At 43.3% G+C, this 24,621-nt stretch carries 15 protein-coding genes and 3 tRNA genes; 8 read left to right on the top strand and 10 right to left on the bottom strand.

The genetic code is table 11. The features are described from left to right. Positions 1-326 precede the first annotated feature (326 nt). A complete protein-coding gene (gene rne, locus BAE46_RS00315; RefSeq protein ID WP_425307083.1) occupies positions 327-3,488 on the top strand; it encodes a ribonuclease E in 3,162 nt (1,053 codons plus the stop codon). Positions 3,489-3,555: 67 nt separating this feature from the next. Here the strand turns inward: rne and topA are convergent, their stop codons facing one another. Beyond that, positions 3,556-6,333 carry a type I DNA topoisomerase gene (topA, locus tag BAE46_RS00310; RefSeq protein ID WP_006003507.1) on the bottom strand — a complete coding sequence of 926 codons (2,778 nt, stop codon included), beginning with the start codon at positions 6,331-6,333 and terminating at the stop codon, positions 3,556-3,558. A 283-nt stretch (positions 6,334-6,616) separates the two neighbouring features. On the opposite strand from topA, the gene astB reads away from it, so the two are divergent. Together astB and BAE46_RS00300 are read left to right on the top strand one after the other, a co-directional pair. Beyond that, positions 6,617-7,957: an N-succinylarginine dihydrolase gene (gene astB, locus BAE46_RS00305; RefSeq protein ID WP_006003505.1), complete on the top strand. Its 1,341-nt coding sequence runs from the start codon at positions 6,617-6,619 to the stop codon at positions 7,955-7,957. 447 nt (positions 7,958-8,404) lie between these two features. Further along, positions 8,405-9,739, top strand: coding sequence for a dicarboxylate/amino acid:cation symporter (locus BAE46_RS00300; protein ID WP_070111474.1), 1,335 nt, complete (start codon positions 8,405-8,407; stop codon positions 9,737-9,739). Positions 9,740-9,803: 64 nt separating this feature from the next. On the opposite strand, the gene BAE46_RS00295 is transcribed toward BAE46_RS00300, so the two are convergent. The 6 genes from BAE46_RS00295 to dnaQ all read right to left on the bottom strand — a co-directional run bounded on the left by BAE46_RS00295 (position 9,804) and on the right by dnaQ (position 13,194). After that, positions 9,804-11,039 carry a lipoprotein-releasing ABC transporter permease subunit gene (locus tag BAE46_RS00295; RefSeq protein WP_070111473.1) on the bottom strand — a complete coding sequence of 412 codons (1,236 nt, stop codon included), beginning with the start codon at positions 11,037-11,039 and terminating at the stop codon, positions 9,804-9,806. After that, positions 11,036-11,731, bottom strand: a complete 696-nt coding sequence (gene lolD, locus BAE46_RS00290) for a lipoprotein-releasing ABC transporter ATP-binding protein LolD (protein ID WP_006003499.1) — start codon at positions 11,729-11,731, stop codon at positions 11,036-11,038. The genes BAE46_RS00295 and lolD overlap by 4 nt, the downstream gene beginning before the upstream one ends. A gap of 113 nt (positions 11,732-11,844) precedes the next feature. Next, positions 11,845-11,921 (bottom strand) — tRNA-Asp (locus BAE46_RS00285). A gap of 39 nt (positions 11,922-11,960) precedes the next feature. Further along, positions 11,961-12,037 (bottom strand) — tRNA-Asp (locus BAE46_RS00280). A gap of 54 nt (positions 12,038-12,091) precedes the next feature. Further along, positions 12,092-12,168, bottom strand: a tRNA-Asp gene (locus BAE46_RS00275). A 363-nt stretch (positions 12,169-12,531) separates the two neighbouring features. Next, a complete protein-coding gene (dnaQ, locus tag BAE46_RS00270) occupies positions 12,532-13,194 on the bottom strand; it encodes a DNA polymerase III subunit epsilon (RefSeq protein ID WP_006003497.1) in 663 nt (220 codons plus the stop codon). 181 nt (positions 13,195-13,375) lie between these two features. Between dnaQ and rnhA the strand changes: the two genes are divergently transcribed. Together rnhA and BAE46_RS00260 are read left to right on the top strand one after the other, a co-directional pair. Continuing rightward, a complete protein-coding gene (rnhA, locus tag BAE46_RS00265) occupies positions 13,376-13,840 on the top strand; it encodes a ribonuclease HI (protein WP_006003495.1) in 465 nt (154 codons plus the stop codon). Continuing rightward, positions 13,837-15,147 carry a class I SAM-dependent rRNA methyltransferase gene (locus tag BAE46_RS00260; protein ID WP_006003492.1) on the top strand — a complete coding sequence of 437 codons (1,311 nt, stop codon included), beginning with the start codon at positions 13,837-13,839 and terminating at the stop codon, positions 15,145-15,147. Before rnhA ends, BAE46_RS00260 begins: the two co-directional genes overlap by 4 nt. 364 nt (positions 15,148-15,511) lie before the next feature. On the opposite strand, the gene hrpA is transcribed toward BAE46_RS00260, so the two are convergent. The 3 genes from hrpA to BAE46_RS00245 all read right to left on the bottom strand — a co-directional run bounded on the left by hrpA (position 15,512) and on the right by BAE46_RS00245 (position 20,974). After that, on the bottom strand, positions 15,512-19,408 hold the full coding sequence (gene hrpA, locus BAE46_RS00255; protein ID WP_070111472.1) for an ATP-dependent RNA helicase HrpA: 3,897 nt from the start codon (positions 19,406-19,408) through the stop codon (positions 15,512-15,514). Then, positions 19,409-20,440 (bottom strand): isoaspartyl peptidase/L-asparaginase family protein, encoded by a 1,032-nt coding sequence (locus BAE46_RS00250; protein ID WP_040520234.1) that lies wholly within the window; start codon positions 20,438-20,440, stop codon positions 19,409-19,411. Between the two features lie 285 nt (positions 20,441-20,725). Then, positions 20,726-20,974 carry a hypothetical protein gene (locus BAE46_RS00245; protein ID WP_006003487.1) on the bottom strand — a complete coding sequence of 83 codons (249 nt, stop codon included), beginning with the start codon at positions 20,972-20,974 and terminating at the stop codon, positions 20,726-20,728. A gap of 293 nt (positions 20,975-21,267) precedes the next feature. Between BAE46_RS00245 and sbcB the strand changes: the two genes are divergently transcribed. From sbcB to BAE46_RS00230, 3 genes are all read left to right on the top strand, one after another. Beyond that, on the top strand, positions 21,268-22,752 hold the full coding sequence (sbcB, locus tag BAE46_RS00240; RefSeq protein WP_006003485.1) for an exodeoxyribonuclease I: 1,485 nt from the start codon (positions 21,268-21,270) through the stop codon (positions 22,750-22,752). A 303-nt stretch (positions 22,753-23,055) separates the two neighbouring features. Next, positions 23,056-23,448, top strand: coding sequence for a MerR family transcriptional regulator (locus tag BAE46_RS00235; RefSeq protein WP_006003483.1), 393 nt, complete (start codon positions 23,056-23,058; stop codon positions 23,446-23,448). After that, entirely contained in the window at positions 23,445-24,617 is a 1,173-nt protein-coding gene (locus BAE46_RS00230; RefSeq protein WP_006003481.1) for an isovaleryl-CoA dehydrogenase, read from the top strand. Before BAE46_RS00235 ends, BAE46_RS00230 begins: the two co-directional genes overlap by 4 nt. The last annotated feature ends 4 nt before the right edge of the window (positions 24,618-24,621 follow it).

Here is a 24,621-nt window from a genome sequence, read left to right as displayed (position 1 = left end):
CTTAGAACATGCAGTAGTTTTTACTACTTTTTGTGAGTTGTAGGAAAAGAAAGAGTCACACTTAACAAGCATAAAGTAGTGAGGTAACGCTGAATTTTAATTACAACTAGCGTATCCACTCATTACTTTATTGTTAATAATAATATGACTTAGGCCCTTGAATTGTGTGCCCTATATTAGCACTCATAACAGCGTGCTACGAAGCAAACCAACGCTTCGTTTATCTTCGTCTTACATATCAGGCACTTTTGAAATAGCACAGGCGAAAGCCTCTGCGCTAACCTTTGTTTGCTCATAGATCTGCATAGACACAGAGCTATTAAAATATGAAAAGAATGTTAATTAACGCAACGCAACAAGAAGAGTTGCGCGTAGCCTTAGTAGATGGCCAAAAACTCTACGACCTTGACATCGAAAGCCCCGGACACGAACAAAAAAAAGCAAATATTTACAAAGGAACAATCACCCGCGTTGAGCCAAGCTTAGAAGCTGCCTTTGTCGATTATGGCGCAGATCGCCACGGATTCCTCCCCTTAAAAGAAATTGCTAAAACTTACTTTCCTAAAGATTATCGCTACGATGGTCGCCCGAATATTAAACAAGTTATTCGTGAAGGTACCGAAGTTATTGTCCAGATAGACAAAGAAGAACGAGGACAAAAAGGCGCCGCACTCACCACATTTGTGTCATTAGCCGGTAGTTACTTAGTACTTATGCCTAACAACCCTCGCGCTGGCGGTATTTCTCGTCGTATAGAAGGCGACGAGCGTACCGAGCTGAAATCTGCGCTGAGTGAATTAGACGTACCAAAAGGAATGGGGTTGATTGTTAGAACTGCGGGCGTAGGTAAATCACCAGAAGAATTGAAATGGGATCTAAACGTATTAATCCATCACTGGGAAGCAGTATCTGAAGCCGCCACAAGTAAGCCAGCACCATTTTTAATACATCAGGAAAGCAACGTTATTGTACGCGCTATTCGCGATTATTTGCGTCGTGATGTAGGCGAAATCCTTATTGACGATAAAGAAGTTTTTGACAAGGCTTTGAAACATATTCAACTGGTGCGTCCCGACTTCGCTAGTAAAGTAAAGCAATACACGGGTGAAGTTCCTTTATTCTCGCATTACCAAATTGAAACCCAAATTGAATCGGCTTTTCAGCGCGAAGTTCGCTTACCATCAGGCGGCTCTATAGTTATAGATCCCACTGAAGCACTAACGTCGATTGACATTAACAGTGCCCGAGCAACCAAAGGCGGTGATATTGAAGAGACCGCTTACAATACCAATTTAGAAGCAGCAGACGAAATTGCCCGCCAACTGCGTTTACGTGATCTCGGCGGCCTTGTTGTCATTGATTTTATAGATATGTCGCCGGTTAAACATCAGCGCGACGTTGAGAATCGCATGAAAGACGCTGTCACGAATGACCGCGCGCGGATCCAATTAGGTAAGATTTCACGCTTCGGTTTACTTGAGATGTCACGCCAACGGTTGCGCCCCTCGTTAGGCGAATCTGCCCACAGCGTTTGTCCTCGCTGTGACGGTTACGGCAACATTAGAGGTATTGAGTCTATAGGTTTGTCTGTTTTACGAATAATGGAAGAAGAATGTATAAAAGATAACACCGGCCAAATAGAGGCGCAACTACCCGTTACTGTTGCCACCTATTTGCTCAATGAAAAGCGCGCTTCTATCCAACTACTAGAGTCGCGCCATGGTGTCAATCTTATTGTTATCCCAAATCCTAATTTAGAGACGCCAAAATTCCAAATATTACGTCGTCGCGCTGCTGACGTTATTGCAGAACTAAGCTATAACGTAGACCTATTAGAAGAAAAAGAAACCGCAGCTGATACACCAGCTGCGAAGACTTCAACGCGGGAAGAACCTCTTTTACAAGGCATGTCAGGACCAGCACAAGCGCCTATCGCCCAGCATGGTTCTAGCCCAGCGGCAAGACTCGACAATACCGCACTAGATGTGCCCAGTTTATTCACCAAGCTAAGTGCTTGGGTCAGTAATATATTCAGTCCACCTGAGACTAAAACCAAAGAAACTGAAAAGCCTACGGCCAGTAGAGAGAACCAAGCTAAACGCAGAACACCTCGCAACGACACTCGTAACGATAACCGTGGCGAAAAGTCAGAGCGTACTCGGAGTCGAAATAACAAGCGAGTAAAACCAAGTGAAAGAAATGCTGAGAAGCCTACAGATAAAGTAAAGGCTGATACGCAAGAAACATCAGCGCCTTCAAAACCAGCGCCCAACAAACGGGCAGACAGCCGTCCAGCGCGAAAGCAAGAAACTAAGGCCGTTGACATTGAAAATGTACTCGACAATGGTAGCGACGAAAATCAGGTTAAACCGCCTAAGCAAGCTCGTAAAATTCCACAGGAACGCCGCAACCGTCGTCCGGAGCGAAATAGTGTAAGGGTGAGTGATGAAGTTACTCAAGATACGAAGCAGGCAGTCGCAGTTGAGACTACTGAACCGGCTACGGTAAACACTGCAGGGCGGGACAAAATAGTCACTAAAACGTCAGTGAATGCTCATGTTAATGTCGACGCGTCAGCAAGTGAAGCATCAACAGCTTCGGTGGAGGCTAACTCTGAAGACTTGAAAGCTGTAAGTGAGCGCGTAAAATTCGATAGTGAAAACGTAAAAATTGGAAGCGAGAATGTAAACGCTGAAAGCGAAAGCGAAAGCGTAATCGCTGAAAGTATAGCAGCTGCAGACAGTGACGAAAAAGCAGAATCAAAATCCGACGCTAACGAAAAGCTCAGCGCAGGATCGGATGAGGAACCTGATGGGAAAACGCGTACAAGACGACGTTCGCCGCGCCACGTTCGTGCTGCTGGTCAAAAACGTAAACAGTCTAATACTGAAGAATCTCAGCAGGTAGAGCTTATGTTTGACGCTGAAGTTAGCAAAAACAAGGCCAAGCAAATAACTCAGGAAGCATCTGTACTAGTCAACAATGATAAGCCTGCAGATGTTAACGTTGCAGTAGCCAACGCAACTGAAACAAAAAATGCTAAGCAAAGCGCTGATATAGAAAATAGTTTAGCTAACGAAACGCCAGAAACGGTCACCCAAACCGAAGTATACAGTGCACCAAAATCTGACTCGGGTGTTGCAGAAAGCGAAGTAAAGGCGGACGTTACACAAGCATCTGCGCTTGGATCGGTTGCTACACAGAAGGTGCAAGCTAAACAAGAAGAAAAGGAACCAACAGCGGTAGACAAAAAACCTGCATCCAAGAAAGGAGTTGCTGATGAGACAACAACTCAGCCTTCAACCGGTCTTAAGTTTACTTCGCACCCAAGTACAAACCCAGCATCGGTCGATATGGGTGAGATGACCTTGGCCTCAAAGGCAATGGCAGATGAAAATAGACGCGAATATGTGGCTTCAAGTAAAACCTCTGCGCTGTCTAAAGCAAAGACAAGCGTCAGCGCTCCTATGACTACGCCCGGGAAATAATTGGCGGTGGTAGTGAGATAAAGAAAGGGACCTCAGGTCCCTTTTTTAATGTCTACATTGTAGTTTCTTACTTGGTGGCGTTAAGCGCTTCTTTCTTAGGCGGAGTTTTCTTAGCTGCCTCTTTCTTAAGGGACTCTTTCTTAAGGGACTTGGTAGCGACCTTTTTAGTAGTCTTCTTGACTGGCTTTTTAGCTACCGCAGACTGCTTGCGTGTATCATCAACCACCCAGTTTTTGTCTGTATACCATGCCGCCCAGCCAGTCGCCTTCTTAGCTTTATCTTCAGACATTACATATTGCTGTTTAGTTTTACGACTATAACGAACAAGCGCGAAGTTGCCATCAGGATCTTTAAGCGGTGCATCGGCTAAGTAATAAAATTTAGGCGATATTCTGTCTTTGAACCTAGCTAGTTCGGCCACTAGTGGAGCACGTGTTTCACGCGAACGTGGGAAAGTAGAGGCTGCTAAGAATATACCAGAAGCGCCGTCACGCAACACAAAATGCGCATCAGAGCTTTCACATTCAAGCTCGGTTATAAACACGGGGTCTTCTTTAGGCGGCGCTGCTTCGCCATTCCTCAACAACTTACGTGTGTTTTTGCACTCTTCACTGGTGCAGCCAAAGTATTTACCAAAGCGACCGGTTTTTAGCTCCATATCACTTTTACATTTATCGCATTCGATAATAGGGCCATCATAGCCCTTTATTTTAAAGACACCTTTTTCAATTTCATAGCCCATGCAGGTTGGCACGTTGCCGCATACATGTAGTTTGCGATTTTCGTCCACAAGGTAGCTGTCCATCGCAGTTTCGCATATAGGGCAACGTTTTTTAGCGCGTAAGGCCTCAGTTTCTAACTCTTCTTCGTCATCAACTTTTATAACCTCATCGCCAGGGGTTAAGTTCAAGGTTTGCGTACATTTCTCTTTTGGCGGTAATGCGTAGCCCGAACAGCCTAAAAATACCCCAGTGCTGGCCGTTCTTAAATTCATATGGCGAGCGCATTTAGGACACTCAATATCGACTGGAACGGCTTGATTAGGCAGCATTCCTCCGTCGTCTTGACTTCTCTCGGCTAAGCTTAGCTTTTCAGAGAAATCGGCATAAAAGTTATCTAGTACCTTTTTCCAAGGTAGTTGACCGTGAGCAATATCGTCTAGGCTTTGCTCCATGTTAGCGGTGAAGTCATAGCTGATGAGATCAGCAAAGTTATCAACTAAACGGTCACTGACTATTTCACCCATTTTCTCGGCGTAGAAACGTTTAGTATCTAACCTAACGTAGCCTCTATCTTGAATAGTCGAAATAATACTGGCGTAAGTAGACGGGCGCCCTATTCCTCTTTTTTCTAACTCTCTAACCAACGATGCTTCGTTAAAACGGGCCACCGGTTTAGTAAAGTGTTGTTTAGGGTCTACCGCACTGCAGGTGAGCGTGTCTCCCGCTTTTAAATCAGGCAGGTCTGCCTCTGCATCACCTTTTTTCTTGATCTGACTCATGACACTTGTCCAGCCGTCAAACAGCAGCACACGACCTTTGGCCGTGAGTTCAAAGTCAGCCGCTTTTACTTTCAAGGTGGTCGCATCATATTTCGCATTAGTCATTTGACATGCTAAGAACTGACGCCAAATCAGCTCATAGAGCCGCTGTGCGTCTCTTTCCATTTCGTTAAGACTGTTTGCGGTTACAACAACGTTCGAAGGCCTGATGGCTTCGTGAGCCTCTTGGGCGCCATCCTTACTGCCGTATTTAATTGCATCTTCGGGAATATACTGAGGCCCAAATTTTTTGCTTATGTATTCTCTACAGGTGTTGACCGCTTCACCGCTTAAATTAGTGGAGTCGGTTCGCATATAGGTAATGTGCCCAGCTTCGTATAGGCGCTGCGCCATGGTCATCGTTTTTTTCACGCCAAACCCTAAACGCGTGCTGGCAGCCTGCTGCAAGGTCGATGTGATAAATGGTGCAGAAGGTTTGCTCTGCGTCGGTTTTGATTCTCTACTCACTACTTCAAAATCAGCTTTTTCAAGCGTTACCACCGCGCTCGTTGCTTGATCTTTGTTTAAAGGTTTAAACGCTTTGTCATTTTGCTTGGCCACAAGCATACGTAAATTGGGCGCATCTTTGGCTAATTTAGCGCTGGCTAAATCGGCATGAATGTCCCAAAACTCTTCCGGCACAAATATCTTTATTTCTCGTTCCCTTTCTACCACTAAACGCACGGCAACTGACTGCACACGACCGGCTGACAAACCTCGCGCCACTTTTTTCCAAAGCAGTGGCGATAACATAAAACCTACGACCCTGTCTAAGAAGCGACGAGCCTGCTGAGCGTTAACTCTATTTATGTCAACGGTGCTCGGTTTAGAGAATGCGTCTTGAATAGCACTTTGGGTAATTTCGTTAAAGACCACACGTTTAAACTCTTTTCCTTTGCCATCAAGAAGCTCTTGCAGATGCCACGCAATAGCTTCACCTTCCCTATCCAAATCCGTTGCAAGGTAAATTGTGTCAGCTTGTTTAGCCAGCTTTTTAAGCTCGCTAACGACTTTCTCTTTACCTTGTAATATTTGGTAATGCGCGCTCCAGTTTTGCTTAGGATCTACGCCCATTCTGTCTACTAGCTTACGGTATTCATATGTTCTTAAATAATCGGCTTTTGCGTCTTCGTCCCATTCTTTAAGTTCTTTTGCGGGTTTTTTAGGTTCAACTAGGCCGAGGGATTTAGTTGGTAAATCTCTTATGTGACCCACGCTTGATTTAACAATAAAATCTTTGCCTAAATATTTATTTATTGTTTTCGCCTTCGCGGGTGATTCTACTATAACGAGTGACTTGCCCATTTATAATTAAAAGCCTTATAAAATTAGATGATTGCTACGCCAGTCAAGCTGACTAACGGCATTGATAATGTGCGATTTCTTTTTAAGATATATCTGCAAAGTGAATAGAAAACAAGCCGAACCGTATAAATATCTAAAATTAATTCACAAAGCTGTTGTTTTCACAGTGCTTTTCTTAAAAATTTATTGGCAAGCATTTTTAAGTACGTATACTTCAGCGTCTAATCGCGCGCATGATAACATTAAAGTACTTATCATCAACATGGCAAGAATAAGGTTATTTATGAAAACACTTGAAGCGAATTTTGATGGCTTAGTTGGACCCACCCACAATTATGCAGGACTATCGTTTGGCAACGTTGCCTCAAAATCTAACGCAAAAGCTATCAGCAATCCAAAACAAGCAGCGCTTCAAGGTTTACAAAAAATGAAAGCCCTTGCAGATTTAGGTATGTGCCAAGGCGTATTGGCACCACAAGAACGCCCTGATGTTTACACGCTTCGTCGTCTTGGCTTTACCGGCAACGACGCTGAGGTATTAACAAAGGCTGCACAGCATGCACCAGCTATATTCTTAGCGTGCTGTTCAGCCTCTAGTATGTGGACAGCAAACGCTGCCACGGTCTCGCCTAGCGCCGACTGCAGCAACAAAAAAGTTAATTTTACCCCGGCTAACCTAACCAACAAGTTCCATCGCTCAATAGAACCGGCCGTAACCGGCGGTATTCTGCGTGCGATCTTTACCGATGATGCGCATTTCACGCATCATCAACACTTACCAGTCAATGATCATTTTGGGGATGAAGGTGCCGCAAATCACACCCGCTTTTGCAGTGACTATGGCGATAAGGGCGTGGAGTTTTTTGTATATGGAAAACATGCTTTTGATGACTCTCAAGTCGCTCCCAAGTGCTTCCCAGCCAGACAAACTCTTGAGGCCAGTAAAGCCGTTGCTCGCCTTCATGGCTTAGATAAAAAGCACACCGTATACGCACAACAAAATCCAGATATTATTGACCAAGGTGTTTTTCATAACGACGTTATTGCGGTAGGCAATAAAAATGTCTTGTTTTACCATGAGCAGGCCTTTTTAAACACCGCACAGGTCAAACGCCACATTAGCGTTGCATACGGTAATGGCGACTTTCATTTTATAGAAGTCCCCACCGAACAGGTCAGCGTTGAAAGTGCCGTTAAAAGCTATTTATTTAACACCCAGCTTATTAATTTACCCAGCGGTGACATGGTAATTATCGCGCCTATGGAATGTCAAAATAATTCCGCTATAAATGATTACTTAACCCGCGTGATAGCGGCCAACAACCCTATCAGCAAGGTGCACTTTTTTGACGTAAAACAAAGTATGCAAAACGGGGGCGGACCTGCTTGCCTTAGGCTTCGCGTGGTCTTAACAGACGCACAACGCCAAGCCGTAAACCAGCATGCGCTGATGAACGACAGCTTGTATACCAAGCTTACACAATGGGTGAATAAACACTACCGTGATGTATTAAGTGCAAACGATTTAGCCGATCCACAGCTATTAATAGAGTCGAGAACCGCGCTTGATGACTTAACGCAAATTATGCAACTAGGCAGTGTGTACCCTTTTCAGCAAATATAAGGTTTACGTCTGAACGCAAAGAGTCCGCTATGTAAGATTATTACACGGCGGGCCGCTTCGGTTCCACAGCGGGTTGTTGACCTTACTGATATTTGGTGTCAATAGCAGCAAACCCTATAGAAACTGCCGCTAAGCTCTCAACGCTTGCGGTAATAGTGCCACTGCCAGTAATGTGCCTACCGACATTTGTATCGTGACAATGCCGTGGGAGTTTGTGAGGCCAGTGGCGATGTCGTTGTTAAAAACAGCTAAATCGAATTAACTAAGCAAAGCGATGTAAAGAATGTAAAAATTAACCTAGCGATTTTCATTAATGATACCCATTTTTAATTTTTGGCTTAAGCAATTCACCGTACTGGTGTAGAGTATATAAAAGGTTTCCGATTTTGAGTTATACTTATCAATCTTAGGTATTAAGACTAATAACCAATAAAAATAGGTCTATGCATGTCAAACGCAGTGAACAACAGCACGAGTGCCCAAAAAGTACTTCACCTTGTAAAAACAAATCTCACCCTTCGTATATTTATCGGCATGATTTTAGGAATCGTTATAGGTTACTGCATACAATTGTCGTATGACGACAGCGGTGACCTAATATTAACCGCCTTAGGCATCAGCTTTTCTTTCAAAGGTTTTTTTGTAGAGGGTATATTTGAGTTAGGCGGCACCATTTTCATAAACTCACTTAGAATGCTGGTGGTGCCGCTAGTTTTCGTTAGTTTAGTGTGTGGAGTAAGTGGCTTATCTGATCCTTCTAAAATGGGCAGACTAGGCGGCAAATCAGTGCTGCTTTATATACTGACTACCGGTATTGCAATAACAATTGCGCTAATTGCGGCTCTCATCATTAAGCCTGGCGTTGGTTTTCAAAGACCAGAGGAAATTAGCTACGTCGTTAATGAAGCCCCAGGTTTGGTCGAGGTTGTTATCAATATGTTTACCTCTAACCCCATCGCCTCTTTAGCCGAAGGCAACATGTTGCAGATTATTATTTTTTCAATTGTGTTTGGCATCGCTATTACTAAAGCAGGTGACAGCGGCAAAAAAATCCAAAATGCATTTGAGGCAGCCAATGAAGTGATCATGCAAATTGTGAATATTGTGATGAACCTAGCGCCCTACGGGGTGTTTTTCTTAATGGCAAGGTTAGGTGCCACTATCGACTTAGGTGACTTAACGTATATTGGAAAGTACTTCTTCTTAGTGCTGGCAGTGCTTGTTTTGCACGCCGTCGTTACCTTCCCTATATTGCTGGCGACACTCGCCAGATTAAATCCTTTTATTTTGTTTTATAAAATGAGAGAACTAGCGGTTTTCGCGTTTAGCTCCTCTAGTAGCGCCGCTACCTTGCCCATCACCATGGCAACTGCACGCAGCAAGCTTGGCGTGAAAAAGTCGGTAGCCTCTTTTACCATACCACTTGGCGCCACCATAAACATGGACGGCACCGCTATTATGCAAGGTGTTGCCACTGTGTTTATCGCCCAAGCCTATGGCATAGATTTAACTACATCACAGCTACTTATGGTGGTGTTAACGGCAACGCTTGCCTCTATCGGTACGGCCGGTGTACCCGGTGTAGGACTCATTATGCTGGCCATGGTTTTGCAACAGGTTGGACTGCCAGTAGAAGGCATTGCCCTTATTATTGGCATAGACAGACTTCTTGATATGACCCGAACGGTGGTGAACGTGACAGGCGATTGTACAGTGGCCTGTATAGTGGCAAAGTCTGAGAACGAACTAGATGAATCAGTTTATAACGACAGGTCTTTATAAACCTTTAGTGTGACGAAAACGGCGCTTGTTCCAAGAACAAAGCGCCATTTTATCTGCGTAAGGATTAATGTAAATTAGCGGTAGGCTCAACATTTGCAGCCTGTTTGGCCGGATACAAAGTAGCAATGGTGGAAATGACGATGACAAGCGACACAGTTATGACAACGTCAAGCCAGTCTAACTTTGAAGGAATGCTGCCAGTAAAGTAAATATCGCCTGAAAAAACTTGGGTGCCTAAAACAACTTCTATAAGCGTAATTATTTCAGGTAAATAAAGCGCCAGCAACACACCCACCACCGTGCCTACTAGCGCACCTTTAAGGCCATGATATAGGCCTTTTAAGATAAAAATAGAGCCTATGTCAGTATTCGTGGCGCCAATAGTTTTCAAAATAGCGATTTCTTTGCTTTTTTCCTTTACTGACATTACCAATGCCGAGACTATGTTAAAGCAGGCAACGGCGATGACCAAGGCCAAGACAATATACACGACGGTCCTAATAAGCTGAATATCTTGATATAAATGGCCGTTGGTGCGTGTCCAGTCAGACATAAAAGCGGCTTGTGAAAAATTAAAGCCGTATTTTCGAACCAGTTCATGCGCGTCAAACGGATCTTTTAGTTTAATTTCTATATGGGTAACCTTGTCACTAAACCCCAACAAGGTAGCCAAATATTGATTGTTCACCACGCCTAACTGATTGTTTAGCTCCCCGCCTGCCGATAATTCACCGACCACCTCAAGCCACGCCGATTTCGGCGCGGCAAAGCTTAAGTTTTGAGTACTTGAAGGCAGCAGTAGCTGGATTTGGTCGCCTACGGAAATCCCTTGGTCTTGTATAATGGTTTTACCCAGTAAAAGGCCGTTTTCTACTTGGCTTAGCTGATCAAATAAAGCTTCATCGTTATTCATTCTGATAAGTTTCTGCATAAAATACTCACGATCTATGCCTATTACAGACACCGCTTTCATTTTTTTACCCGTCTGCAACAGTCCACTGGCTTTGTTTAACAAAAAGACAGCTTCAACTTTAGGATCGTTTTCAAGCAAATCAATAAATTCTTTTTCGGGGTATAAGCCACGATCGTTAATGGAGAATATTTCCGCATGAGGCACAATGCTTAATAGAGTATTGCGCAGTTCATATTCAAAGCCATTCATGACTGAGAGTAATAAAATAAGCACCGCGCAACCTAAGCCAATTCCGGCGGTAGATGAGGCAGACACAAAGCTAATGTAGGAATCTTGCTTGTTGGGCTGGCGCAATCGTTTGGCAATTTCAAACACAAAACTATTCATTTACCGACATCACCTTCATTCATAAAATTACCGTTCACTAAGGTTAGCGTACGATCCATTTTATTGGCTAAGCCATGATCGTGGGTCACAATAATAAAGCAGGTATTGTCTGCTTTATTAATATCATTAATGAGCTTTAAAATGTCATCACTTGCGTCGTTGTCTAAATTACCAGTAGGCTCGTCGGCCATTATTATGCTGGGTTTGTTAATCATTGCGCGAGCAATTGCCACGCGTTGCCTTTCACCGCCTGACATTTGATGCGGCTTATGATTTAGCCTATGCGACAAACCTACCCTTTCTAGCAGCTCATGCGCACCTGCGTAGGCCTCTTTTTTTGCTACACCGGCAATTAACTTTGGCATCGCCACGTTTTCAGTGGCGTTAAACTCAGGCAGCAAATGGTGGAATTGATATACAAAGCCTAGCTGCGTATTGCGAAAAGACGCCTGCTGCTTTTTGGACAGCGACAAAAGGCTTTCGCCCTTAAATAAAACATCACCAGAACATGGAGAATCGAGGGTGCCCAGAATATGGAGGAGTGTGCTTTTACCAGATCCGGAGGCGCCTAAAATAGCCAGTGTTTCGCCAGCATGCACGTTTATATTAACGCCGTGAAGAATATCGACGCTACGCTGTGCATCAATGAAGTTTTTGACAATATTTTTGCCAACTAATAAAGGAGAACTCATAAGCCAATCGCACTAAATTTATTTGGCAATAGTGTACCTGTTATAAATAACAAGCCCAAGGTAATAATATGATAGATGTATTTGAGAGATAAGATTTGCAATAAAACTAAAAATGGCGGAGTGGACGGGACTCGAACCCGCGACCCCCGGCGTGACAGGCCGGTATTCTAACCAACTGAACTACCACTCCACGTGGTTTTTAGCAGTGTTATAATCATTGATACATGGTTGGCGGAGTGGACGGGACTCGAACCCGCGACCCCCGGCGTGACAGGCCGGTATTCTAACCAACTGAACTACCACTCCACATTGGTAAGCTACACTACAGCCCCATGTAAAATGTATCAATTATATGAAAATTGGCGGAGTGGACGGGACTCGAACCCGCGACCCCCGGCGTGACAGGCCGGTATTCTAACCAACTGAACTACCACTCCGCAATTACTTCACATTAACACTTTATTGCAACAATTCCGTGCTTGGTGCGTTTATTACGTATTAAACCTTAATAAACGCTATCGCCTACCTCATTGCGGCGCAGATAATACGGTGACAGCATTAAGGAGTCAACTGGTTTTTGTAAACAATTAGTCTGTTGCGTGATTTTCGTGCAGCATTGATAAATTTCGTACAGTATTAGCAAATTTCGTATAGTACTGGGCATCTACTGGAGCAGCACTATTGAAACACTACTGTATTAAACATTGTATTGTAGGAGCAAACGCGAATCTGCTATTTATCATGATAGCCGCAAAAACGCGCCTGTATATATGTCCGTAAAGTATAAGTATTTTTCATTGCTAGCCAAATATAGCTTCATCTCTGGCTATATCATCGGCAGTTGCACGAATAATCTTCAAGGCTGGTTTTTGGCTAAGCTTTTTGACGTTTTCAATACCATCACTATTATTGTTTTCGCTGTTTGCATTTAACGACAAACTGGTTTGGCCGCCCGTCATATACAAATATACTTCTGCTAATATTTCTGAATCTAATAAAGCGCCATGATAGGTGCGGCGGCTGTTGTCTACCTGATAAAACTTACATAGGGCGTCAAGGCTATTTTTTTGACCTGGACGCATTCTTCTGGCCATGACTAGCGTGTCTAATATAGTACAAAAAGTGTTAGTCATGGGTAAAGAACGATCGGTAAGCGCAAACTCATTATCCATAAAACCCACGTCAAACGGCGCGTTGTGAATGATAAGTTCAGCCCCTTTTATAAAATCGACAAAGCCGTGAACCACGTTTTTAAACAGTGGTTTATCTGTCAAAAACTCGTTCGTGATCCCGTGCACGTTTATCGCCTCTTGCTCAATTTCGCGCATTGGGTTGATGTAAACATGAAAGGTGTTGCCGGTTAACTTGCGGTCAATAAGCTCTACGCAGCCAATTTCAATTATTCTGTGACCCTCTTTGGGGTTAATGCCGGTGGTCTCGGTGTCTAGTACAATTTGTCGCATGTTGTATTATTCTCTTACTTTGTGGTGCTATTTAATGCGTGGCAATAGTATACTATCGGCCATCGCGGCTGCCCATACCAAAACGTGAAATTTTTATTTAGCGTGTTTTATGCCCTATGCCAGCAATATCTTATCAATTTAGGCACGTCTTAGTAGCAAAAAGAAGTGAACATATTCCAATATGAAAAAAGTAAACATTTATACTGATGGCTCATGCCTAGGTAACCCAGGCCCGGGGGGTTGGGGCGCACTGTTAGAATTTAACAATGCCAATAAAGAAATAAGCGCAGGCTTTGCTCACACTACAAATAACAGGATGGAGTTACTCGCGCCCATAAATGCGCTCAACCAGTTAAAAGAAACCTGCGAAGTTAATCTGTATACCGACAGTCAGTATGTGAAAAACGGGATTAATCAGTGGATCCATAACTGGAAGAAAAACGGCTGGCGTACTAGTAATAAAAAACCCGTTAAAAATGCCGACCTTTGGCAACAGCTTGACGCAGCCTGCCAACAACAGCGTGTTACTTGGCATTGGGTAAAAGCACACAACGGCCACCCCCAAAATGAACTGGTAGACGATTTGGCCAGAATAGCCGCCGGTAGTAGCAATCTGCCCCAAGATACAGGATTTACAGAACAATGAACGCAGCGCTAATACTGAAAGAAGAACGCGAGAAGTCATTATTGCGCAAGCATCCATGGATATTTGAAGGCGCAATAGAAGAAGAAGTGGGCATGCCCAGAATAGGCGCCACCGTTGACATAATGTCATCTAAGGGTGAATGGCTGGCGAAAGCCGCCTACTCACCTCATTCTCAAATTAGAGCGCGCGTATGGAGCTTTAACAAAGACGCCATTATAGACAACAGTTTTTTCAAAAATAAAATTCAGCGCGCATTTGATCTGCGCAAACCGTGGCTGCTAAAATCTCGCACCAATGCTTTTCGCTTAGTGGCAGGTGAATCTGACGGACTGCCCGGTATCACAATTGATGTGTACAACAATGTAGTTGTCATGCAAGTGTTGAGCGCAGGTGGTGAAAAACACAAATCAAAAATTGTGTATGCGCTTAAAGCACTATTCCCACAGGCCTGTATTCATGAGCGCTCTGACGTTGAAGTGCGTAAAAAAGAAGGCTTAGAATTACTCGTGAAGACCCATACAGGCATCCTGCCTGACACTGTTATCATTACCGAAAACAATGTCAAAATAGAAGTAGATCTGCTAAATGGCCATAAAACAGGTTTTTATTTGGATCAGCGCCTAAATCGTGAAATTGCTGGCAGTTACTGCGCTGGCAAAAAAGTGTTAAATTGTTTTAGTTATTCTGGTACGTTCGGCGTTTACGCAGCGCTTAATGGCGCTAAGCACGTAACCAACATTGATGTGTCACAAGCCGCCCTTGATACAGGTAAGCGTAACTTATCGCTTAATATAAGCACTGAGCATGCTGACAATCCTGACTCTAGCGCTAAGGATGACGTTAATTCACACGCAGCTATTAACGCTAACGATGGTACAAAAGCAAATATCGGTGGCGAGAATAACAGCGGCATCCCGAGTCGAGTCATTGACGTAAAAGCAGATGTATTTGAACAACTGCGAACTTATCACCAAAACGGCGATAAGTTTGACGTAATAATTATGGACCCACCTAAGTTCATTGAAAATAAACGACACCTTGTAAGAGCATCCAGAGGGTATAAAGATATTAACCGCTTAGCCTGCGAGTTATTAGAAGAAGGCGGTGTGCTTATTACGTTTAGCTGCTCTGGCTTAATGCCTGCAGATTTATTCGGAAAAATAGTGGCCGATGCCGCCTTAGATGCCAACACCAGTTTAAGCATTGTTCAGCGCCTCCACCAAGACTACGACCATATGGTGGCAAGTTACTTCCCAGAAGGTTATTACCTGAAAGGTTTGGTGTGCGTTAAAAACACCTCGATATAGGGTTTGTTAAATAGCAATACATAAATTTATCTTAGTTACTAGATATCGTTAATTATTACGCCTTTCAATAGTCCCATTTATAATATTCTTCTGGGCTAAACTCAACGGTTTTAAGTTTATAAATGAAGTTGAAGGACTTAATTCCTCAACCCTAATAATTCCCTCTATTTTGCTGGTGTACTAGTGTACATACGAAAATATTACACTATAAATAATTGCATCGTTGGGACTGAACTCACCTAGCTTGTGTATTAACTTGTAACGATTGAGTCTTAAATGCTATTAGCATATATAAGTAAAAAACCTGTCTTAGTGTTTGCTTTGTAAATCTGGTGTTAATTCATATGGCTTAGCCTTTACGCTGTCAACTGGTGATTGCAATTTCTTGGAGTTTTATAGAGATTCGTTTAAGCGAAATGGGGTATTTTGTCCCTAATTGCTGCGCGTATAAAGAAATTCGAAACTCTTCTACCATTTCTTTTACCAGTGCTAACTCGTTGCTTTTGCGCAACTGCCTATCTAGCTGCGTTTGAGTGCTTGCAAACAAATTAAGCGCTTTATCTATTTCTAGCTGGTTTAGCCTGTCGCGACTCGCATCCACCTTTAATTTTTCGCACCTTTGCAGTAAACCTTTCAAATAGCGGTTCCAATCGGGCAGTCGTGCTAATCCAAAATCAAACACAAAGCCCTTATATACCAGTTCAGATAAATGCTGTTTTATATGTCCAACGTGGGCAACTAAGGGTAAAGGGATTGAGCCTTTGCAGTGTTTTTGAATCTGATTTGCTATGGCCAGCCCCATTTCAACCTGTTTTGCAATGTCTAAAGCCTTGGCGTTTAGCTTGATGCGCACCACTTCTAAGGCTTTTTTATACTCATGCTGACTACGAATATTGCTTGGGCCACCAAACGCCTTTAGTAGATCATCTACCGACGCATCAATAATGTCGTCAATGAGCTTTTGAATTTGACCAAAGGGATTAAAATACAGACTGAGTTTTGCTTTATTTGGCAGTTTCTCCTGCAAGTATTTCATGGGCGAAGGGACATTTTTTTTAATCAGCATAATCATGCCAAGCTTATGTGCGTTTTCAGCCTCAGCCTTTGAGGTAAACAGTTTAATATCTACCTGTTTACCCGCTGCACTTAGGGCTGGATAAGCCTTTACCTCAAAGCCGCTTTGCGATTGAGTATATACGGTTGGCAAGTTTTCTGCCTCAAAACTGCTAATATCTTGCTTTTCAATATCGCTGGTAACGACTTTGTCTATGGTCTGCTTTAACTGCTTATGCAGCTGTTGCTTGAGCGCTGGCAGCGATTTATTGACCGCCACTTGCTGGCCTTTATTGTCAACCACCTTAAAATTAATCGTGAGGTGTGAGTCGAGCCCTTCAATGCTGAAGTCGTCACTGCTTAGCGCAACCCCAGACATTTTGAATAGCTTAAGTGCAAAAGCTTGGGTAATAGACAGTACGTTGCCTTGCTGATCGGTGCCTTGGAGTTCATGCAAACAAGCATTGGCGTAGTCGGGTGCAGGCACAAAATTACGTCTTAAGCGCTTGGGCAATGACTTAATTAAAGCCACCAGTAGCTCATGACGTAAGCCTGGCACTAGCCAGTCAAACCCTATATTTTTAACTTGGTTAAGCAGCTCAATAGGAATAAGCAAAATTATGCCATCAAGCTCTTTGTTAGGTTCAAACTGGTACTCCAACGCCAGCACCAAACTGCCTTGGTGCCATGTGTCAGGAAACGCGGCCTCCGTAATATCACTGGCATCGCGTTTTAATAATTCATGTTTTTCAAAGTTGAGTAAGTCAGGCGTTCTTTGGCTAGCATTGCGCCACCATTTTGTAAAGCTTTGCTCGCTGCAAACATGTTCGTCAACGCGCGTCTCATAAAAGGCAACTAAGTCTTCTTCGTCTGCTAAAATATCTCTGCGGCGGGTCTTTTTTTCAAGTAATTGAATGTCTTCCACTAGGGCTTGATTACTGCTTAAAAAAGCATACTGTAGTTTGGTCTCGCCTTGCACGAGCGCGTGTCGAATAAAGAGCTGTCGGGTGTGCACATGATCAACGCTTGAATAGTTAACCAAGCGTTTAGATACAATGGGCAAACCAAACAGCAAGGCATTCATATACGCCATTACCGCCCCACGCTTTTTGCTCCAATGCGCTTCCACATAATTTTTATTCAGTAGATGCTGAGCGATAGCTTCAATCCACTGCGTTTCAATTTTGGCGACTTGCCTAGCATACAGGTTGGTAGTTTCTACCAGCTCACCCGCCATAATCCATTTAGGCTGTGACTTGAACAAAGCCGAACCGGGAAATATCTTAAATTTGCTGTTACGCGCGCCTAAATATTCATGATTAAGATCTTTTAAGCCTATCTGCGACAGCAGGCCAATGGCCATTGCGGTGTGAATTTTTTGATAATCAGCTTGTTCTTTATTTAAGCGCAAGCCTACCGATACCAGCATGTGTTTTACCTGATGAGTAATATCTTGCCATTCTCGCATGCGCTGATAATGCACAAAATGCTGTAAGCACCATTTTCTGAGCTGATTTTGCGTCAATTCTTTTTGCTGAGCTTTGAATGCTTGATACAAATTCAACAAACTAATTAAATCTGAATCTTTGTCAGCAAATTCAGCGTGCGCCAAATCTGCTTTTTGCTGTTTGTCGTGCGGACGCTCACGCGGATCCTGTACGCTAAGACCTGCCGTTATTACCATTACCTCAGACACACAATCGGTTTCTCCCGCAGCCAGCAGCATACGCGCGTACTTGGGATCTAGAGGGAAGCGCGCCATTTTTCGGCCTTGCTCATTTAAATATAGGCGGCCTTTTTTAATATCAACGGCTTGGAGTTCTTGTAATAAGCGCACGCCGTCAGTAATAAACTTTTCTTGTGGCGGCTGAATAAATTCAAACTGTTGAATTTCACCTAAGCCTAAATTAAGCATTTGTAGAATAACACTGCTTAAATGGGTTCGGGTAATTTCAGGATCCGTGAACTCAGGGCGCGATAAAAAGTCTTGTTCGCTGTATAAACGAATGCAAATACCTTTAGAGGTTCTACCGCAGCGCCCTGCTCTTTGTTTAGCTGACGCCTGTGAAATAGCTTCTATGGGCAAACGCTGTACTTTAAGACGATGGCTATAGCGTGACATTCTTACCAAGCCAGTGTCTATGACATATTTTATGCCCGGCACGGTTAAAGAGGTTTCCGCCACGTTGGTAGATAGGACAATACGTCTTCGCCCCTGTGGGTGAAAAATCTTTTGCTGATCACTGGCGCTGAGTCTTGCGTAAAGCGGAATAACCTCAGTGTGCGTATACTGTTTCTTTTGCAGGGCCTGCTGGGTTTCTCTAATTTCTCGTTCGCTGCTTAAAAAAACCAAGATATCGCCGCGGCCGTGGGCAAAAAGCTCTTCTACCGCAAGGCTAATCGCCTCAATCTGATCCTCAGCCTGCTGCTGCTCAACATAATTGCGATATTGAATATCAACGGCGAAGCTGCGGCCGCTCACCTCCACAATTGGCGCGTGGTTAAAGTGCTCAGAAAAGCGCTGAGGATCTATGGTGGCCGAGGTAATAATAATTTTTAAGTCAGGTCTTTCAGGCAAAATTCGCTTCAAATATCCCAGCAAAAAGTCAATATTAAGGCTGCGTTCATGCGCTTCATCAATAATGATGGTGTCGTACTGACTCAAAAGTTTGTCTTGCTGCATTTCGGCTAACAGCATACCGTCGGTTAATAGCTTAATCAGGCTAATGTCAGACACTTGTTCTGAAAACCGCACCTTACAGCCTACTACCTGACCCACACTGGTCTTAAGCTCTTCAGCAATTCTTGCTGCCACACTGCGCGCCGCTAGTCGCCGTGGTTGAGTATGCCCAATCATGCCTTTACGGCCGAGGCCGAGTTCTAAACACATTTTGGGTAGCTGGGTGGTTTTACCTGAGCCGGTCTCGCCCGCAATTATCACCACCTGATGTTTGGCAATCAGTGCTTTAATATCTTCTTTTTTATCAGACACCGGCAGTGATGGGTATTCAATAAATACCTTCACATTGGTGCGTACGCTCAACTTTTGCTGCGCGGCTTCAAGGCTTTCTTGCCATGCTAGAACAGCGAGTTCTTTCTTCTCGCTGTCCTTAATAGTGTTTAATTTTGACCAGCGGCGCTTAAGTGCCAGCTGGTCTTGAAGTTTACATTTGTCGAGCTGCGTTGAAAGGCTTGTAGAAATGGTCATTTAGTCTTTATATATTTTTACGGTTAGCGTGCCGTTGGTGTCTATACTGGCACGATACATACCTGGAGTGTTAAAAGGCATCGCAATATTGCCTTTGTTATCAATCGCTATAACGCCGCCACTGCCGGCTTGCTCGTTAAGCACATCAAACATAACAGTATTGGCGGCCTCATCAAGGCTGACTCCTTGGTACTGCACACGAGCACAAATATCGGATGCTACGTTGTGGCGAATAAAATACTCGCCGTGGCCGGTAGCCGACACTGCACAAGATTGATTGTTGGCATAGGTACCCGCGCCTATAATGGGAGAATCGCCTACTCGCCCATAGCGTTTAGCGGTCATGCCACCGGTTGAGGTGCCTGCCACCAAGTTGCCGTTGGCGTCTAAAACCACCGCCCCTACTGTGCCATATTTATGATCTTGATATTCAATTAGATCTTGGTTACGGATAGGCTTTTGCGCGTTAGCCGCGGCTGTGTCAATACGTTTTTTAGCTTTTTGCAAAGACTCAAAGCGGCGCTGCGTATTGAAGTAGCTATTTGGCACCGTTTCCAAATTATGCAGCTTTGAAAATGCCTCGGCGCCGGTGCCTGTAAGCATAACATGCTCAGACTTTTGCATGACTAATAAAGCAGCTAAAATCGGGTTTTTGATTGTCTTAATACCGGCTACGGCGCCCGCTTGTTTTTGTTCGCCATGCATAATGGAAGCGTCTAATTCATGTATGCCTTCATAGGTGTAAACCGCTCCCTTACCCGCATTGAATAACGGTGAGTCTTCCATGATCATAATTGCAGCAGTAACAGCCTCTGTGCCGTCTTTGCCTAGCATTAGCTGCTCATGACCGCTTTTAATCGCTTTGGTCAAGATGTCTATATATTCGGCTTCCTGCTGGGCTGTCATGTTTGTTTTTAAAATAGTGCCCGCACCACCATGAATGGCAATCGCAACTTTTGGGGCATCTAGAGTATCTTTTATCAAATCAGCACTTACCGCGCTTGCGGCAAATTGAAGCAAATACAGCGACATAACAAGATTAGCAGGCTTGTAGGAATTTAACCATGACGGTTTTTTCATAGCTTTGCTTGAATGTTTATCAGGACCAATATTTGTGCCTAACGACGCCTTATTTTTTTGGGGTGAGCGGTGCAAAATAGCTAATAGCATGATAATCCCTCTTATTCTAATCCGAAGTGCAGAATAAGAGGATTATTTAAAAATGTCCAATGTCTTACATGCTTTTAGGTAATGAGTTTAAGAATAGAGTGTAAATGTCGTACTCAAGTATCTATTTATCTCATTATCTGCTTTCGATTACCTTCGAGCCGCGATTGACTGCCATCTGTTTAGCTCTAACCGCGGCGCGGTCGAGTTTAATACTTGATACTTAAATGAGTCGAAATAAGAATACTCAAAACCGGTACTATCCACTAATTCATTGTATATTACTCTTAACTTTCGCATCGAAAAGAAAGGCGCGGTGCGATTATTCAACGCAAAATCGTTGCCACTTGTGCTGTGCTGTTCTATGTATTCGTTATTGGGCAGGATTGACTCATTCATGTTGCAAATTCCTTTGACCGTTATGTACATAATAAAGTAAAAAAACACTCTATGTTTGTTCCTAAAATAAATAAAAAATAATCCTTTATAACTTTTTTAAAAATAAGGATTGAGTCTATCTCGTCTTTTCTTTAGGTTATAATCATGGACACACAAGCTGTCTTTGAAAACTGCATACATAAAGCAGTAGGTGCACGCAGCGCTATTTAAAAACGGTTGTGTAAAGTAGCTAATAAATTCAAGCGCTTACTAATCAAGCTTACACATCGCCAATGGAGATTGAGAAGACATAAATGACTAATGAGATACAAGAAACCATTTTGTGGCACGACTATGAAACTTTCGGCATAAATCCAAAGGTAGATTTTCCTGTGCAATTTGCCGCTATTCGCACCGATCTAAATTTAGATATAATTGATGATAAAGCCAGTATCGACTGGTTATGTAAAATGCCGTTTGACTATCTGCCTCATCCAAAAGCATGTTTAGTAACTGGTATCACACCTTTTTACAGCTTACACAAGGGTCTACCAGAACCCGTCTTTGCTGAAAAAATTTATCAGCAAATTAGCCAAGAAAATACCTGCGTAGCAGGATATAACAGCATGAAGTTTGACGAGGAAGTAACGCGGCATTTACTGTTTAGAAATTTATTCCCCGTTTACGAACGCGAGTTCAAGCACAATAATTCCAGATGGGATGTTATTGATTTGGTGCGAGCTTGCTATGCACTTCGGCCACAGCAAATTGCCTGGCCTTTGTATGAAGATGGTAAGCCCTGCTTTAAACTAGAAGCGTTAACGCAAGCCAATAGCATAGAGCATACAGCGGCTCACAATGCGCTGTCTGATGTACATGCCACCATTAATATTGCAAAACTTATTAAGACCAAGCAGCCTAAGCTGTATGACTACTATTGGCAATTGCGCAATAAACATACCGTAAACGACATGCTGCAGCAGTTTCAAAAAAATATTTTTGTGCATGTAAGTGGCTTTATCTCAAGTGTGCAGGGATGCTGCAGTATTATCATGCCTGTATGTTCACACCCTCATAATAAAAATGCGGTTATCTGCATTGATTTACTAAAACCAATCAATTTATTTGAAGAAAATGAACCACAGCAGTTAAAACAAGCCTTATTTACACAGACCTCGGTTTCAGACTCGTCATCGTCTGCCGCCTTGGTTGATGCTGTTGCAGATACTCCCAGACTATACAATATCGCCATAAATAAATGCCCGTTTGTTGCGCCTATCAAAACTCTGTCTGGCGAACGAGCAGCCCAATTAGGAATTGATGTAGATCTTGCCATAAAACACTATAAACGTTTAGCAAATTTGCCCCACTTAAAAGACTTATGCACAGGTGTTTATGCACAAGCTGACGTTAAGCCTGTGCCCGATAATATTGATGAACAACTATACACTAGTGATTTTCCATCACCAGCCGATACAAGGCTCAAGGACTTTGTAAGGCAACAGCTTCCAGAACAGCTTGCAGCCTTTAGTGGTAAGTTTGAAAGCGCCTTATTAAACAAACTATTGTTCAGATACCGCGCTCGCAACTACCCTAACCTTTTAGATGAAAATGAAATAACACGCTGGCAGCAACACGTACAAGAGCGACTTACGCAAGGTAACAAAAAGAGCTGTCTGTCTTTACAAGAGTTCTTTGAATCGATTGACGAACTAAGTCAAGAATATCAACAATATCCTGAAAAGATGAAAATATTGCAGTCTTTACAGCGCTATGCTCAACAACTAACCGGTATGTAAGTCCTTGGCTTTACCAAAAGAGCATTGAAAAAAGGTATTTATGAAGGGAATGAAGGGAATAAAATTAACACTTAGGCCAGACAAATTGTTGCACGTTGGAGTTTCAATAAAATTGAACAAGAAACACTTTTTGGCAAAAAAAAAGACTATGACAAATGCCAGATGATACTCGAAAACAGAAATAATTTGCGTTGCCGCGAATGCCCCTAACAAGCGAAAAGCCAAGCTTACGTTTACGTTAACTTGACTTTACGTAAACGTAAAGTAGTATTGAGAGACTATAGTTAACGAGTTGTCATACACATGTCATTGCAGACCTTCAGTATTGGTGAATTAGCTAAATCTTTCGGCATTACTCCACGTTCAATCCGATTTTATGAAGAACAGCATTTGTTGGTGCCCGAACGAAAAGGCCAGACAAGAGTTTACTATGGCAAAGATAAAGTCCGCTTAAAATTAATTCTAAGAGGCAAACGCTTGGGATTTTCTTTGGCCGAAATTAGCACTCTTTTTGAACTCTACGATACCAATCCTAATTCAGCGGCTCAGCTTGAAACAATGCTGCAGCTTACCAAAACAAAACGTGCAGTTTTAGAGCAGCAATTTAATGACATTCAAATGTTAATGAATGAACTTGACGATGTTGAATCACGCTGCGAAGAAGAACTTAACGATATTAAACGAGGTGTTGCATGATAACTGGGCCCTATCCTACTCTAAACTTTGGTCTTGGTGAAGACATCGATATGCTACGAGAACATGTCTATAACTTCGCCCAAAATGAAATTGCACCACTGGCCGCTAAAGCCGACGAGAATAACCAATTTCCTAACGAATTATGGGCAAAATTAGGCGACATGGGCCTGTTAGGCGTCACAGTAAGTGAAGAATTTGGTGGTTCCGACATGGGCTATTTAGCGCACACCGTTGCCATGGAAGAAATTAGCCGCGCGTCTGCCGGCATCGGCTTGAGCTATGGCGCGCATTCAAACTTGTGTGTAAACCAGCTCGCCAAAAATGGTACTCAAGCACAAAAAGAAAAATATTTAGGTAAACTTGTGACTGGTGAACACATTGGTGCACTGGCAATGAGTGAGCCTAATGCTGGTTCAGACGTGGTGAGTATGAAGCTTAGAGCCGATAAAAAAGGCGACAAATACATTTTAAACGGCAATAAAATGTGGATAACCAATGGCCCCGACGCGCACACCTTCATTATTTACGCTAAAACTGATACCGCGGCCGGCTCTAAAGGGATTACCGCGTTTATCGTTGAAAAAGACACACCTGGGTTCAGTCAAGCGCAAAAACTAGACAAACTGGGCATGCGCTCTTCAAACACCTGCGAACTTGTGTTTGTAGATGCAGAAGTGCCACAAGAAAATATTTTGGGCGAAGTTGGCGGCGGAGTGCGAGTGCTAATGAGCGGATTAGACTATGAGCGCTTAGTGCTATCGGGCGGCCCACTAGGTATTATGCAGGCCACAATGGACGCGGTAATTCCCTACATTCACGACCGCCAGCAATTTGGTCAATCCATTGGAGAGTTTCAATTAGTACAAGGCAAAGTAGCCGATATGTACACCCAAATGAACGCTGCGCGAGCATATGTTTACACGGTCGCCAAATCGTGTGACCGCGGGGAAACTACGCGTAAAGATGCCGCTGGGGCTATTTTATATTCGGCAGAGCTAGCCACCAAGATGGCGCTTGATTCAATTCAACTACTAGGCGGCAACGGCTACATAAATGACTACCCTACTGGCCGTTTACTGCGAGATGCGAAGTTATATGAGATTGGCGCTGGCACCTCCGAAATAAGACGCATGCTGATAGGCAGAGAACTTTTTAACGAATCAAAATAACGAG

Origin of the sequence: Glaciecola punicea (assembly GCF_001756615.1) — a bacterium.
In the GTDB taxonomy this organism is placed as follows: domain Bacteria; phylum Pseudomonadota; class Gammaproteobacteria; order Enterobacterales; family Alteromonadaceae; genus Glaciecola; species Glaciecola punicea.
The sequence above is the reverse complement of the archived record's forward strand: the minus strand, read 5'-3'. Positions and strand labels throughout refer to the sequence as shown.